Here is a 14804-nt window from a genome sequence, read left to right on the forward strand (position 1 = left end):
ATTCGAGGTCTATTTGATTTTCGAACTCTTAGTTAGCGGCGATTGTTAGCCAGAAGGCCAAAGAGTAGACCCAGGCCGATTGCCACGCCTAGGCACTCATAAGGACGCTTGTGCACCACGGAATCCAAAGCGGAGGCTTTGTTTCGCAATTGACGCTCGATTTCGTGACTGGCTTCACCCGCATAGTCAGCGATGCCTGCTAGGCGATCTTTAACCTGACCCGTGTAGTGACTGGAATCTTTACCGATGCTATCCAGGATGCCGCGGGCTTCATCAGAGATGGTGCGCAGGCTGTGGTTGATGCGCTCGGTTGTGCTGAGAGGCTTGCGTTTGAAAAGTAGGCTCATAGCGATTTGATGTTTATTGTTAGGCGGAAAGGGTGAGGAAACTTAGAGAGGTTTGCGTCCCTGAATGACACGAAGGAGGATGACCACAATGGCGATCACCAGCAGGATGTGGATGAAACCACTGAGGGTGTAACTGGTGACGAGACCCAGGAGCCAGAGGATGAGAAGAACGACGGCGACGGTGTAAAGCATAATGGTGGTGAGTTGAGGTTGAATGAAACGAGAGACTTAATGACAGGGAAGATTAACGGCGCAGATACAGGCCGAGGACGACACCCCCCAATGCAGCATAGGCGAGGGCGCGGAGCGGATTCTCAACCGCGTAATCGCGCAGTTGATTCAGGTTTTGATTGGCATCCTGCACGGCCTTTTGAGTGCAGCCATCAATGCGGGTGCGGGCTTCCTCACGGAGGTTATTCAGGTCCTGCTTCACCGCAGATCCCAGATTGCGGAAATCGTTAGCGGTGTCATGCAGGACTTCTTCGGTGCGTGGCGTTGCGGTCATAAGAGTATCTTTGGATTAGGGTTTGAGGAAAAAACTCGCTCCAAAAGTGGTTAGAGCGATAGCTGCCACTGCCCAGGCCAACACCGTTCCACTGCCAGCCGCTCCCGTGACTGCCGCAGTTACCGCGAGAGTCGCGATAGCCACAGAAGCAACGCGGAGTTGCGGGTAGCGGGGGTTTGGATTGGTGTTGATCATGGGGAGTGGCAGTGTGGCTACCTTCTATCGCACAGGCGATGCCAAGCAGAGCCGAATGAGATCAAGACCTTGATGATCAACGAATTAAATCAAAAACCTCATCCTTTCGTTGCTGGGCAAATTCGTTGTTTCGTGCAAACAACCTGAGCATTCCTTGCGAATTGCATGTCGTCTATTCAGACACAAAAAGAGCCGCCTAGAAAGGCGGCTCTTAAACCTCTGAAGAGGTAAAAAGAAGAATTTAGTAACGGCGGAAAATCATTCCCCGAGCAGTTCCTTGATCTTGGGATCAATAGCCTCTGCCCACATGTCATAACCTTTTTCAGAAAGATGCAACAGGTCAGGCATCACCTCGCGAGTGAGCGTGCCATCGGGCTGAAGAAAGGTCTTCCCGATGTCCAGGAAATGGACTTGTTTGCCATCGGCCAGTTTAGCAATGATGGCATTCGTGGCCTCGTTTTGTTGGCGCATCGCATCGGAGGGTTTCTCACCACGTGGGAAGATGCCCAGCAGCAGGATTTTCGCTTCAGGAGCTTTGGTTTGGAGCTTACTCACGATGGCTTTCACGCCTTCCGCAGTCTGCTCGGCAGAGCACGCATAAATGGTACCATTGAGCTCCTTCTGCGCCCGCCCCACATGGCCCGTGTTGTTCGTCCCGATCATGAGCACGATGAGCTTCGGTTTCAGCCCGTCAAAGTTGCCATTGTCCAACCGCCACAGCACGTGCTCGGTGCGGTCACCGCCGATGCCAAAATTGGCCGCATTGCGTTTGGCATAAAACTTCTCCCAGGTGGCTTTCCCCTTGCCTTCCCACCCCTGGGTGATGGAGTCTCCCAGAAAGACCAAGGTGGCCGTGCCTTGTTTGGAAATGGCATTGAAACTTTCATGCCGTTTCACCCAGCCACCATCACGCGGCACAGGATTGATGGCGAGATTAGGCTCAGCCGCAAAAGCGCTGCTGATGAACAAAGCCGAAGCAATGAGGATGTTTTTCATGGTTTGAGAGGAACAGTGAAAACGATAACTGCCGACCATTGCAATCATTACTTCTTCAAAGCAATGCGGACCATCACCGGATCATCCGTCGTGATACCGTCCACGCCCAGAGCAGCCAAGCGTTTCACATCCGCAGGCTTATTGACCGTCCAGACGTAAAGCTCCAGGCCCGCATCTTTCACCTGTTTGACCAAGGCTTCATTCCAAGCCCATTTTAAACCTAGATCCAGGCCATCCAGGCCATCGGCCTTGGTATCGGCGATGAGCTGGGTAAGGTCCACGGGCTTTTTGTCCTTGGTCTTCTCGGAGGACAGGCGGTACACTTTCATCCACGGCAAGGCCTTCTTGGCTTCCTGAGCAACAGTGCGATCAAAGGCAATAATGCAAAGCTGGCCTGCGCGCGGGCGCCAGGTCTTGAGTTGTTTTGCCAGCACTGGCACGACCTCTGGACCACATTTTACTTCCAGGAAAAAACGCTTTTTACCAATAGGCATCGTTTTCAGACTTTCGATCAAAGTAGGTATCTTTTCGCCCTTGTAGCCCTTCGCTTTCCAGGAACCTGCATCCAGGGCCTGCAATTCTGCCAGGGTGCTTTCCTTGACGATCTTGGCCACGCCCGTGGTTCGTTTCGTATCTGCATCGTGCAGGATGGCGATCTCACCATCTTTGGTTAGGTAAAGATCCAGCTCGCAGGCATCGCTCTCGTGCTCCCAGGCCAGATTGAAAGCGGCCACGGTGTTCTCCGGCGCACGTTGAGAGAATCCGCGATGGGCCACGATCTCCGTCGCAGAGACATTGGCAGAAAGAAGGGACAGCAGGAGGAGGGATAAAACTCGCATGATCAGGGATGAAGCAAGACGCCCTTAACATGCCAAATCTTCCGTCGCAATTTTCCGTCACACGCGCTGTGAGCCCCGACACCGCCTGAACAGGCCCACGGCCGCTGCCAGCAGTAGCAACCCAAGACGGCTCGGCTCGGGAACAACCGCAGCGCCTATGCTAAGCCCTACATAAGCATAGTGAGCACCCCGCCCAGGCGTGATGGCGGTGGTGGTATTATCCCCCCAATAGACCCGACTCGTGCCCGTGTTATCAATCGTGCTTCCTGCGTAATCAGAAGCCTTCAGCACTCCATCAATGAAAAAGGAGGCCAGTTGAGTCGTGGGATCCCAGCGGATGCTATAATCGTGATAACCAGAATCCACGGTGTAGGTAGCCCCTGTGGCATAGAGACGAACTAAGGTATTGCCACTGAGATCATTGCCAAAGTAGAGCCCGTAAAGATCGCGCTTGCCCGTAACGCCTTCGTCGATCAAAAGCGTGCACCAAGCATTGTTGCCGAGAGAAGTGGCTACCAGCGGATCTGGAGGTACGAAGCGAAGGGTGGCGTCCAGTGTCCAGCCGATTTGCAGAGCCTCTGAAAGCTGCCCGGTCGTCAGCGTCTTATTGTAAGTCCCCGCATTGCTACCGCCCTGCTCATAGACCTTCCAGGCATCCACACCCGTGCCAAGATCATTCGTGATAGCCCCAGTCTGCACAGTGCCTGAAAAAGTCCAACCTTCCGTGGTCGGATTCACCGCTCCTACATGAGAGAATAAAAGGGTGGAAGCTTGCGCTGGAGCCAGCAGAAGAACAATGAGGCAGATCAAAAACCAATGGCAGTGTTTAAGGCAATGGAGAGACAATGAAGCCATAGAAAGCTAATCAGCAGTCCTTAGGCCAGGGAAGCTCCAGGCAGTGACACTGGTCACATTCAGTCAAGTTTAGGTCACCGGGCCATGGATTTTGCTCGTGGTGCAGATCATAAGCTCATCACCGTGAACCTCAGGTGCCGTGAGTGGTAGCAACTCTCGACTTCACTTCTTCGCCTTGGTGGCGATGGCTTTGTAGTAGCTTTCGATAGCGGCGCGGTACTCTGGAGCTGCTTCACTGCGAGTGGCTTCGCTGAGATCCGCCGCCATTTTGCTGGGCAGGTGGCCCCAGTCGCCATTGACCAAGATGGCATCGGCTCCCAGCACACCTTCCACGATTTTCATGGACTGGTTTCCCCCTTCACCGTCCGAGGGCTGGGTGGGATCATTCGGGTTAGGTTTGTTCTGATTCTGAGCCTGCTGCTGACCTGGCTGTTGTGAGCCTGGTGTTTGCCCCTGATTGCGCTGATTAGCCATGGACTGCTGCTGGCTTTGCTGGGCATCGGCGAGGCTTTGCTGCGCTTTCTGCTGTTGATTGCCGCCCGGCTGCTGCTGCTGTCCGGATTGGGATTCCTGCTGCTGACCAGCCTGCCCTTGCTGCGGATTCAGGGTCTGGTCGAGTTGATCCAGAGCCTGGGCTAAAAGTGCGCCCTGGATGTCCTGAAAAGGATTGACCGAGGTGGCAGGTAGGGTCGCCGTCGCGGTGGCTTCAGCAGCTTTAGCAGCCTGGGCGGCGGTGGCCTGGGCCTCTGGGCCGATGGGTTTTTGCGGCTGCCCTGGTTGACCTTTGGCGACTTGAGCCTGCTGCTGGAGTTGATTGCTTGCCTGAGCTGCCTGCTGGGCGGCTTCTTTTTGACCAAGCCGCTGCTGGTGACGAGAAACACGCGCGAGATCATGAGCCGCTTTTTCCGCGGCGAGGCCGATGTTGCTCGGCTGCTGAGCCTCTGCGGCGACGGCCTGCTCACTGGTCAAGGCGACTTGTTTGGAAAGCTCGGCCAACGACTTTTGCATGGCGGGATTTTTAGGTAGCTCCTTCTCCAGTTCAGCCAAAACCGCCGCTGGATTTTGACTCGCATCTTGAGCCATTTCCGCGAGTTCCTGGGCGCGTTTGTAGGCCTCCTCCAGAGATTCTTGCACGCCTAGGTCCTTCTCCATATTTTGCATGGCAGCCAGTTCCTGTTCGGTCAGTTTCTGCCCATCTTCTGCCTTGGCCATGTTTTGGGCCAGTTGATCCAGAGCCTGTGCGGTTTGCTGCTGCGCCTGCGCTGCCTGGTTCAAATTTTGGGCTTGTGGCTGGCTCTGTTGGGCCTGAGCAGCTTGCTTGAGATTCTGAGCGATTTGAGGAGCCTTCTGCTGCATCTGAGCCAGAGCCACATCCGCCATGCGGGCCATCTGGCGCTGTGCATCTTCTTGAAGGTTGGCGGCATTGGCCTCCTGGCGGAGGGCGGCTTGCAAGGATTCCATTTGCTCGGCATTTTCAGCCGTCTCGGCTTGTAGAGCCTGGGCAGACTGGGCCACTTCAGCCACGGGCTTGTTCGCTTCCGCTTCAGCCGCTGCCGCTTGAGTAGCCTCCTGAGTGGCTTTTAAATCCTGGGCCACGGCTTTCATCATATCACTCACGTCTGGGGTGAGCTGAGCCAGCGTCTCGCGTGCGTCGGCAGTCTGGGCCTGAAGCTGCTGGGCGAACTGTGATACTTTTTGTTCGGCCTCCGCTGAGATCCGCTGCGCGGCCTCTACATTCAAAGGTTGGTTAGGCTGCTGCGCCGACTGGCGAGCAAGAGCCTGGAGCAGATCGGCTGCTTGGCGACTCGTATCTGAGGCTTGTTGCGCTGTGTTGGCCATGGGTTGATCCGGCACTTTCAGACGGCGGAGCATGTCAGGCACTTGCCGGAGCGCCTCACTGGCTGCGCGGGCGTCATCCGTCGCTTGAGTGGGGCTGGCTGCTTGCGAAGGATCTGGATTTGCAGCCGCTTCAGCGATGGCCTCCACAGCGGTTTGAGTGAGAGCATCCGCCTCTAACATGCGACTGAGCTGCGTCAACTGATCCACTTTTTGCTGAGCCGCGGCAATGACAGCGGCATCTTTGGGCAATGTGGCGGTTTCACGAGCAAGCTGGCCCGCAGCACGGCTGGCACGATTTGCATCCAGCGCAGCTTCGGTATTTGTGCGCTGGTTTTGCTCACGCAAAACGGCTTGGTCTTCCAGTTGCTTCGCCGCCTGGCCCAGCTCCTTTTCAGCCCGCTGCGTGGCCGTTTCATTTTCCCTGCTCAGCTTCTGTCGCCCCTTGGGATCTTTCGCCTCTGCGGTGGCTTGGGAAAGAGCATCCCGGGCTTCATTCAGTGCGATAATGGCGGGATTTTCCTGTCGTGCGAGCTGTTCACGCAATTGGTTAGCGCGATGGCCTGCATTTTCAGCCATGGCACGCATGGCTTCCGCGGAGCGACTGAGACGCTGCCGATGATTGTCCGCAGCTCCATAGAGGTGCTCGGGGCTTTTGGTCTGGTCAGGTTTATCTAGGCTCGCGCCCAAGTCATTGGCGGTCTCGACCAACTGTTTGCGCATGTCTTCCACCTGTTTTTGCTGCCCGCCATCCAGCACGGGTTTCAGTGATTCCATTTCTTGCCGTAGGGCTTCACTAGCAGCAATGGCCGCACGCTGCTGTTCTTGCCATTTGGGGCGCTGGCTGCTATCGCGGTTGGCAGTCAGCGATTGCTCCGTGAGCAAAGCTTCCTGACGACTGAGTTGCTGCGCTGCCTGAGCGACGATCTTGGCATTGTCTTCCGTGGCAAAAGCGCGGGCAGCTTGGGCGATCGCTTCTGCATCGCCCCCAGCTTCACTGGCTGCCCGGCGCAGTCCTTCGGTGCTTTCCAGATCCTTTTCCGTGAGGCTTTGCATTTGCGGCAGCGACTCATTCCGCAGATGCGCCAGCCGCTCCCCCAGCACCTGAACTTCCATGCTATCCAGATGTGTGGGTGCGGACTGAGCCGCCTGCTTGAGTTGGGTCCAAAGATCTTCGGCACGATCCGTCACCTGCTGAAGTTCCGCCTGGGCGCGTGCAACGGTGGATTCAGGAGCTTCACCCGCTTTTTTACGGGCCGTTTTCTGCACCTGATCCATCGCCTTACGCAGCTCACGCGTCTGCTCAGAAAGCGCGGTGGCCTGCTGGGCCAGGCGGCGCATGTCCTGCGCCCATTGGCGATGTTGGGGATCCACCGTCTGCTCCAAAATGATGACCCGAACGACGGGTGATTCCGTCGTCAGCCCTTTCAGATCTGTCGCCACCAGTTTGATCAGTAGCGCATCGCCTGGCTTCACCTGTAATGGGGCCAGGGGTAATGTAGTTTGCAGAGGGCATTCCTTGCCTGGTTTGCTCAACAGCAGACGCTGCTGCCAGTCCGCTCCATTCACAGCATGGGCGATCTGCACTGTGGCCAAACCGACATCATCACTGGCCAGCCCCTGCACCCGCACCGTTTCATCCGCCATGAGGGAAATTTGCTCCAGGGGTTCTAAGATCTGCACCACGGGTGGTAGATCAGGAATCGTCATGATCTGCCAGGGAGAACTTTCCTCATTATTAAAGCCAGTTTCTTCAGCCGTCAGTGCACTGCGCCAGGACTCATGTTCAGGCCGGATGGGTAGCTCCCCCGTGAGAAAACCGTCCGCGCCTTGGTTCATCGCGATCGCTTCAGGATGATCCGCATGGTCAGGATTGATCAATAACCAAGCTTCAGACACTTTTTGGTTAGGCTTCAACTTCAACCGCACGGTACTGCCATCTAGGGCCTCCACATCCCCACGCTCTTCGGTCAGGACCATTTCCGGAAGACCTGAGTAGGCGGGAGGCACCACGGTCTTCACAAATTCTGTGACTCGTGGTCGAGACCGGGCCGAAAGCGTATGCCAGGGAGAAATAGCATCGCCCGCTAGCACGCGATAACGCAGGTCCCCTTGCCCGATGGCCACAAGGCCTGAATAGCGAGTATCGTGGCTGCGCAACAATTCCGTGCGGCGTGCAGGACTGCCCTGCGTTTCTGTTTCGATAAGAACGGTTCCAGGCTGTGGACCCGTGATGTTCGCCACGATCTCTAGCTCTGAAGCAAAGGGCACCAGGGTGCTGGCGGGGTTGGGTTCGACAATGCTGATTTTGACGCTGGAAGGACGTTGCAGATTGGCAAAGGGGATAGCTGCCCGAGCCAGGAAACCGGGCAAATGCAGCGCCGGGATGAAACTGAGCGCGATGACGAGTACCACGGTTGCGCCCAACCCGACTAACCAGGGTTTCAGCGACCGCAGGGGCAAAACGGTTCGCAAATCTAGGCGCTCCATCTGCGCAGCCACCTCATCCTGCAACTGGGAACGAAACTCTGCCGAGCCGCTTCCCTTCCCTTCCGCTAACTCCACGGCAGCCAGCAGGCGCTCGCGCAAGTCGGGCGAGACACTTTCCAGCAAACGTGCCGTTCCTAGCGCATCCCGACCAAACGCCAGATGCCGCAAGGCCACCCACCAAGCGATGAATGCGCCCCCGAAGTAAGCCAGCAGCGTGAGCCAAGGGCGCAGGGGTTCCGGCATGAACCAGGCCCGATCCAGCAGGGCAATAGCTGTCCAGCAACCAAGTGCCACCAAAATTAAGGCCAGCCCTGCCCGAAGGATAAGCAAACGCTGGCGACGAGCACGAAAAGCCTGGAGCGCCTGGGCGGTGGCGGGACGGAGAGAGAGATTCATTAGGAAAGAGGCAGGCAGTAAACGCTGGTAGCAGCCCCGTTTTTCGGGACGCTTTGGACCATTTTAAAGAAAGAGTCCGCTACAGATTAGCACTTTTCGTTCTCTCAACTCCAAGAATCGGCGTGCTGACACGTCTCTTTGCGAAGGCGAATACTCTTGCTTCAAGAGAATTTTCCCGGTTATCCTGCACCCGAACGTATTTTATCCCCTCATGGACCCTAACCAGCCACCTTCTGGCCAACCTGCCCCAGATGCTTTTGTGCCCCCGCCTCCTGGCGGCACCCAGCCATTAGGCCATCCTCCAGGATATCCGACCTCTGGGAATCTAGGCTATCCTGTGCAAGGAAACAACCTGGGCTACCCCGTCCAGCCCGGCATGATGCCGCCGCCACCTGCGGGATACCCCGCGCCTTCGGCCACCTCAGGCCCCGTGCCTGTGGCCGCTGTGGAAGAAGATCAAGCCGTGGCCCTCCATGCAGCCCCAGGCGAAATGTATCACCCGCCGGCGCTCAACCATTTTGAAACCGTGAAACCACCCAATGCTCTGGTTAAAGCCTGGCGCAAGGTAGGCGGTGGCTCTTTGACCCTCAGCTTGGCCATTCACGCGGGTATCCTCATCGTGGGCGGTGCTATCGTGGTCAGCACGCAGATGATTCAGAAGCAGGTGGACTTCCTGCCTGGTGGCGGCACGCAGCAGGGAGCGCAGGCCTCTGCAGAGATGCAGCACAAGGTGCAGCAGAAGAAGCGGACATCGCTGAACAAGACGATGCCGATGAAGAAGATCGTGAGCACGAGCCAGAACTCGGCCGTGACGCTGCCAGATGCGCCGCCAGATCTGCTGGATGTGCCGGATGTGAGCTCGATGCTGGGAGGCGGAAGCCTGGGCAGTGGAGGTTTTGGCAAAGCAGGAGCTGGTGGTGGCTTTGGCACTGGGATGGGCATGGGCGGGATGCAGGGCTTTGTGACTTTGCCACCTTCCATGCGCAGTCGCTGCTCCCCGCAGGAGCGTTTGAAAAAACTGGCTGACAGCGGTGGCAGTCCCGAGTGTGAACGTGCGGTTTCCGCCTCCCTGGAATGGCTGAAGCAGAAACAGGGGCCTGATGGTGCCTGGAATGGCATGGGCAGCAAGTCCGCCATGACCGGCCTTGCCCTCCTTTGCTACTTAGGCCGCTGTGAAACACCGGATTCTCCCTTCTATGGAGACACGGTAATGAAGGGCATTCTCTTCCTGATCGAGACTAGCAAAAAGAATCCCCACGGGATGATCTGTGAAGACATCTACAACAACGGCTCCACCTACGCTCACGGCATCGCCACTTACGCCTTGGGTGAAATGTACACCTTGGCACGTTTGGGCAGCAAGGAGCTGCCAGGCATGCGTGAAGCTTTTGAAAAAGGCGTGAAGTTGATCATCGACAATCAAAATGAGCGGGGCTCATGGACCTACGGCGGCAAGGACGCAGGCATGACCACGGCCTACACGAAAAACAGCAAAGGAGAAGACCTCTCTGTGGCAGGCTGGCAATTCCAGGCGCTGAAAGCCGCCAAGAACTCGGGCCTCAAAATTCAAGGCCTCGACTCTGCCATCAAGAAATGCACGGAGTATGTGCTGGCCAAGCAGACCAAAGACGGCGGTTTTGGCAATCCTGACCGTGACAAACACTACAATCAATGGAGCCTCACGGGAGCCGGCTCTCTGGCTCTGCAAACCATGTCCAAAGGCCACACCGCGCCACTGAAAAAGGCCATCGGTTTCCTCCGGGAGTTCCTCGAAGCAGAGCCTCTGGACTGGAATAAAAACTGCAACCCTTACTGCTGGTATTACTACACCCAGACCTTCTTCCAGGCTGGGGGCGATGACTGGAAATTTTACAATCAACAATTCCTGCCACAGATCCTGGCCGCGCAGCAGCCCGATGGCAGCTTTAAAAAAGGTCGCCCAAACTGGCCTGCTGGCGATGCTACCGATCCCGTTTACCGCCAAGCTCTCTGCACCCTCATGCTGGAGGTCTATTACCGTTACCTGAAAGTGGCGGATCGCGACGAAGAAAGCTTCTTTGATCGTTAGTCTTCATCCTTGCCAGTGCAGATTCTGGATGCAGATCCCTTATGCCTCCGCCAGCATGGGGGCATGAGTACAGATGCCTCCTCACCCTCTCATTTTGATTTCATTGTCATCGGCGGTGGCAGTGGCGGCTACGCAGCGGCACGCACGGCCCATTCGTTAGGCCTCAGCGTCGCCGTGGTGGATGGGGCCGCAGAGCTGGGGGGCCTGTGCATCCTACGGGGTTGCATGCCGAGCAAAACGCTGATCGAATCTGCAGATCGCAACCTTAGCATTCGCCGAGCTTCCGAATTTGGTCTTCATGCGCAATCTCAGGGGGTTGACATCCGGGCCATCCGGGAGCGCAAACGCACCCTCATCGCCGACTTCGCCGGTTACCGCCAGCAACAGCTCCAAGACGGGCGTTTCACACTGTATCGTGCCCACGCATCTTTCACGGATGCACACACGGTGGAACTGCAGCCGCAAGATGGCTCGGCCTCCTTTCAACTGACCGGCAAGACTTTCTGCATCGCCACAGGCTCCGTCCCCAGCGTCCCCCCGATTCCAGGTCTTGCGGAGTCCGGTTACTGGACCAGTGATGAAGTGCTGGATGCTGAGGCCCTGCCGGAATCCTTTGCCGTTCTGGGTGGTGGTGCCATCGCTCTGGAAATGGCACATTACCTGGAAGGGGTAGGCCGCAAGGTCACCCTCATCCAGCGCGGTCCCCAGTTCCTCACCGGACTGGACGCGGAATGCAGTGCCGTTTTGGAACAAGCCTACGCTCACCGTGGCATCACCTGCCACCTTGGCACCAGCATCCACAAAGTCACGACTGCCCATGGTCGTCGGCACATTGAGTATCAGCACGAGGGCAAAGAAAAGAGCATCACAGTGGATCAAATCCTGGTGGCTATGGGGCGTAGCCCAGCCACCGATGGCTTGAATCTAGAGGCCGCCAAAGTCAGCCTCACCCAAAAGAAGATCGCGGTAAAGCCAACGATGCAAAGCACCCAGCCGCACATCTTTGCAGCCGGGGATGTGTGCAGCCCTCTAGATGTGGTGCATGTGGCCATCCAACAGGGAGAAATCGCCGCACGCAATGCCCACCGTCTCATTCAGGGACAACCTGTGGAGGAAGAAACCGACTATCGCCTGCTACTCTTTGGGGTCTTTTCCCATCCGCAGGTCGCTGCCGTCGGTGCAGGCGCAGCGGATTTGGAAAAAGCAGGCACACCTTTCGTTTCTGCCAGTTATCCCTTCAATGATCATGGCAAGTCCATGTGCATGGGTGAGACGGAAGGATTTGTCAAAATGCATGCGCACCGCGAAACGGGCGAAATCCTCGGTGCAACCTGCGTGGGCCCTCACGCAACCGAACTGATTCACGAGGTCGTCATCGCCATGCATTACCGATCCAAGGTGCAGGACTTCCTGGCCATCCCTCACTATCACCCGACCCTGAGTGAAATCTGGACCTACCCCGCAGAGGAATGTGCGGATCAACTTGAAGCCTGAAATCACACTCATGCCATTCCGGCATGACACTCATTCCCAAAGACTATTTTAATTATAGATTATGGATTCTATGCTGAATCAGCATAATCCATGAAATGCCCGATCAAATTCTTTCTTTATTTGCTGTTAGGCACTTCAGGCCTTGCCCTCAGAGCTTTGGCAGGAGATCAAACACCCGAAGCCATTCTTCTCCCAGAAAAAGACCCTTTAGTCTTTAACTTTCAGGCACGTGTGCGCGGAGAATGGCGGGAAAACGTTTTTGACTTTAATAACAGCGCCAACGCTGCCACCGATGACACTTGGCTCCTGCATCGTATCCGAGTCGGCATGGAATGGCAGGTCCTGCCCTGGCTTAAAATCTCCATCCAAGGACAGGATGTCCGTGAATCTTTCTCGGACCGAGCAGATGTGCCTAACCAAATGGGTGCTGAAGGAGACGACGCTTTTGACCTACGCCTCGGGAATCTCGAAATCGGTGACCCTAAACATCTCTCGCTCAAACTGGGGCGTCAGGTGCTTGCTTATGGAGATGAGCGTCTTGTGGGCCCGCTGGAATGGCTGAATTTCAGCCGCACTTTTGATGCGGTGAAGCTGCACTATCAGGAGAAAGACTGGTGGCTGGATGCCTTTACCTCCAGCGTGGTGCGCATCCACGAATCTCACTTCAATACCTCCGACTGGCTGGATGGGGAAAACATGCGAGACCAATTCTTCAGCGGTCTTTATTTCAGCACCACCGCCATCCGTGTGCAGACTACCGATGTTTATGCCTTCCACCTGCACGAAGAAGGATTGGCCGGTGGCACCGATTTCATCACCTTAGGGACTCGCTTGAAAGGAGATCCCCTCAAACTCGCAGGGTGGGACTACACCGTCGAAGTCGTCGGCCAAGCAGGCCAGGTTCGTGGCCAGGACTTGCGTGCCTTCGCCTCTCATTTAGAAGCAGGCTACAATTGGCTGCAAACGCCTTGGAAGCCCCGCGTCGGCCTGGAATACAGCTATGGCAGTGGTGATGGCGATGCGACCGATGGCCAATCTCATACTTTCCAAAACCTCTTCCCCACGAATCATCCGCCTTATGGGTTTATGGACACCATGTCCTGGCAGAACATGCACAACATCGTTCTGCGCCTAGCTGCCCAACCTCACCCCAAACTGAAGACGACGCTCGACCTCCATGGCTTTTGGTTAGACGATACAGCAGACGCTTGGTACCGAGCCAATGGCACAACGCAAGTCCGCCCCATCAAAGGCTCTGCCAGCAATCAAGCAGGAGCGGAAGTGGACTTTACCATCAGTTCAAAGCTGACCCAACACCTGGATATGCTCGTCGGTTATAGCCATTTCTTTGCAGGAAGTTACCTCGACGACACGGGCGCAGGTGATGATGCCCACTTTGCTTACATCATGCTGACGCTGAACTACTGAGCCATTCAATTCCCCATCACTCCTCAATTTCAAATGACTCCACACTCCCATGAATAACCTCCATCTCGCCGTTCAGTTTTTCCTTCAAATCGCCGTTATTCTTTTGGCCTGTCGCATCGTCGGCATGATCGCCGCCCGCTTTGGCCAGCCGCAGGTGGTGGCAGAGATGATTACGGGTGTCATGCTTGGTCCCTCCCTCTTTGGAGAGCTGGCACCAGAATGGCAAAAATGGCTCTTCCCTTGGGATGCAAAACAGATGACGCGTGATACTTCGTGTTATCTCTTCCCTGCATCCCAGCTTGGCTTGGCGCTCTACATGTTCATCGTCGGGATGGAGTTTCGCATGGATATCGTGAAAAAGCGGCTGAAGAGCTCGGTCGCCGTTTCTTTGGCCGGCATGATCACGCCCTTTTTGTTAGGCGCTGGCTTGGCGTGGGTCTTATTTCATTACACTGAGCTGTTCCCAGAAAAAACCTCGCTGAGAGAGGCCATGCTTTTCCTGGGTGCCTCCATGTGCATCACGGCCTTCCCCATGCTGGCACGCATCATCCACTTCAAAGGCCTCGCGGGGACTACCATGGGTACCGTGGCGATTGGTGCAGGAGCCATTGATGATGCCATGGCCTGGATCCTCTTAGCCGTCGTGCTGGCCAGCTTTGAAGGCAATGTTAGCAACTCTCTTTACAACATCGGTGGGGCGATCGGCTATGTGACCGTCACCCTGATGCTGATTCGCCCTCTTTTGGCAGCCACCTCACACCTCATGATCAAAGATGGCAAACTGACCGATGGTGGGCTGGTCATTGGCATCGCCATGATGTCCCTCGGTGCTTGGTTCACGGACAAAATCGGTCTGCATGCCGTCTTTGGAGCTTTCATCATGGGAGCTGCGATGCCACGTGGAGTCATTGTGAAGGATCTCATGGGGCGCATTCAGCCCCTGGCCGTGGCGCTTCTGCTGCCGCTGTTTTTCACTTACTCAGGTCTAAATACCAAGATCGGCCTCATCAATAGCTGGTTCCTCTGGGGAATGTGTGCCGCTGTTTTAGCAGCCGCCGTGCTGGGTAAATGGGCCGCATGTACCCTGGCCGCGCGTGCCACAGGAATCTCGAGTCGTGAAGCCATGGGCATCGGCATTCTGATGAATGCACGTGGCCTCATGGAGCTCATCATTATCAACATCGGCCTGCAGCGTGGCATCATCTCTGAAGGGCTTTTTGCCACGCTCGTCATCATGGCCATCGTCACCACGCTCATGGCCTCCCCCATCTTTGAATACTTCGTGGGCAGCGGTACTCAAAAGCCGGAGCCAGATGCAGATGCCGACACACTGCCAGCTGCGATGTAAGACGACC

Annotated in this window: 12 protein-coding genes; 4 read left to right on the plus strand and 8 right to left on the minus strand. The window is 56.1% G+C overall.

The features are described 5' to 3' along the window. Positions 1-32: 32 nt before the first annotated feature. From HNQ64_RS20305 to HNQ64_RS20340, 8 genes are all read right to left on the minus strand, one after another. Positions 33-347 (minus strand): DUF883 family protein, encoded by a 315-nt coding sequence (locus HNQ64_RS20305; RefSeq protein WP_184212129.1) that lies wholly within the window; start codon positions 345-347, stop codon positions 33-35. Positions 348-389: 42 nt separating this feature from the next. After that, a complete protein-coding gene (locus HNQ64_RS20310; RefSeq protein ID WP_184212131.1) occupies positions 390-539 on the minus strand; it encodes a lmo0937 family membrane protein in 150 nt (49 codons plus the stop codon). 52 nt (positions 540-591) lie between these two features. Then, positions 592-852, minus strand: coding sequence for a DUF883 family protein (locus HNQ64_RS20315; protein ID WP_184212133.1), 261 nt, complete (start codon positions 850-852; stop codon positions 592-594). 15 nt (positions 853-867) lie between these two features. Continuing rightward, positions 868-1047 carry a hypothetical protein gene (locus HNQ64_RS20320; RefSeq protein WP_184212135.1) on the minus strand — a complete coding sequence of 60 codons (180 nt, stop codon included), beginning with the start codon at positions 1045-1047 and terminating at the stop codon, positions 868-870. Positions 1048-1305: 258 nt separating this feature from the next. Next, complete coding sequence (locus HNQ64_RS20325) at positions 1306-2043, minus strand: platelet-activating factor acetylhydrolase IB subunit (protein ID WP_246431142.1); 738 nt, start codon at positions 2041-2043, stop codon at positions 1306-1308. Positions 2044-2090: 47 nt separating this feature from the next. Next, entirely contained in the window at positions 2091-2882 is a 792-nt protein-coding gene (locus HNQ64_RS20330; protein WP_184212139.1) for a glycerophosphodiester phosphodiesterase family protein, read from the minus strand. 57 nt (positions 2883-2939) lie between these two features. Continuing rightward, on the minus strand, positions 2940-3737 hold the full coding sequence (locus HNQ64_RS20335; protein WP_184212146.1) for a PEP-CTERM sorting domain-containing protein: 798 nt from the start codon (positions 3735-3737) through the stop codon (positions 2940-2942). A 162-nt stretch (positions 3738-3899) separates the two neighbouring features. Further along, complete coding sequence (locus HNQ64_RS20340) at positions 3900-8459, minus strand: DUF4175 family protein (RefSeq protein ID WP_184212148.1); 4560 nt, start codon at positions 8457-8459, stop codon at positions 3900-3902. A gap of 211 nt (positions 8460-8670) precedes the next feature. On the opposite strand from HNQ64_RS20340, the gene HNQ64_RS20345 reads away from it, so the two are divergent. The 4 genes from HNQ64_RS20345 (at position 8671) to HNQ64_RS20360 (ending at position 14797) form a co-directional block, all read left to right on the plus strand. Next, positions 8671-10527: a prenyltransferase/squalene oxidase repeat-containing protein gene (locus HNQ64_RS20345; protein ID WP_184212150.1), complete on the plus strand. Its 1857-nt coding sequence runs from the start codon at positions 8671-8673 to the stop codon at positions 10525-10527. A 63-nt stretch (positions 10528-10590) separates the two neighbouring features. Beyond that, positions 10591-12021: a dihydrolipoyl dehydrogenase family protein gene (locus HNQ64_RS20350; RefSeq protein WP_184212152.1), complete on the plus strand. Its 1431-nt coding sequence runs from the start codon at positions 10591-10593 to the stop codon at positions 12019-12021. A 90-nt stretch (positions 12022-12111) separates the two neighbouring features. Next, on the plus strand, positions 12112-13449 hold the full coding sequence (locus HNQ64_RS20355; RefSeq protein WP_184212154.1) for an alginate export family protein: 1338 nt from the start codon (positions 12112-12114) through the stop codon (positions 13447-13449). A gap of 49 nt (positions 13450-13498) precedes the next feature. Then, a complete protein-coding gene (locus HNQ64_RS20360) occupies positions 13499-14797 on the plus strand; it encodes a cation:proton antiporter (protein WP_184212156.1) in 1299 nt (432 codons plus the stop codon). Positions 14798-14804 lie beyond the last annotated feature (7 nt).

Source organism: Prosthecobacter dejongeii (assembly GCF_014203045.1).
GTDB lineage: Bacteria > Verrucomicrobiota > Verrucomicrobiia > Verrucomicrobiales > Verrucomicrobiaceae > Prosthecobacter > Prosthecobacter dejongeii.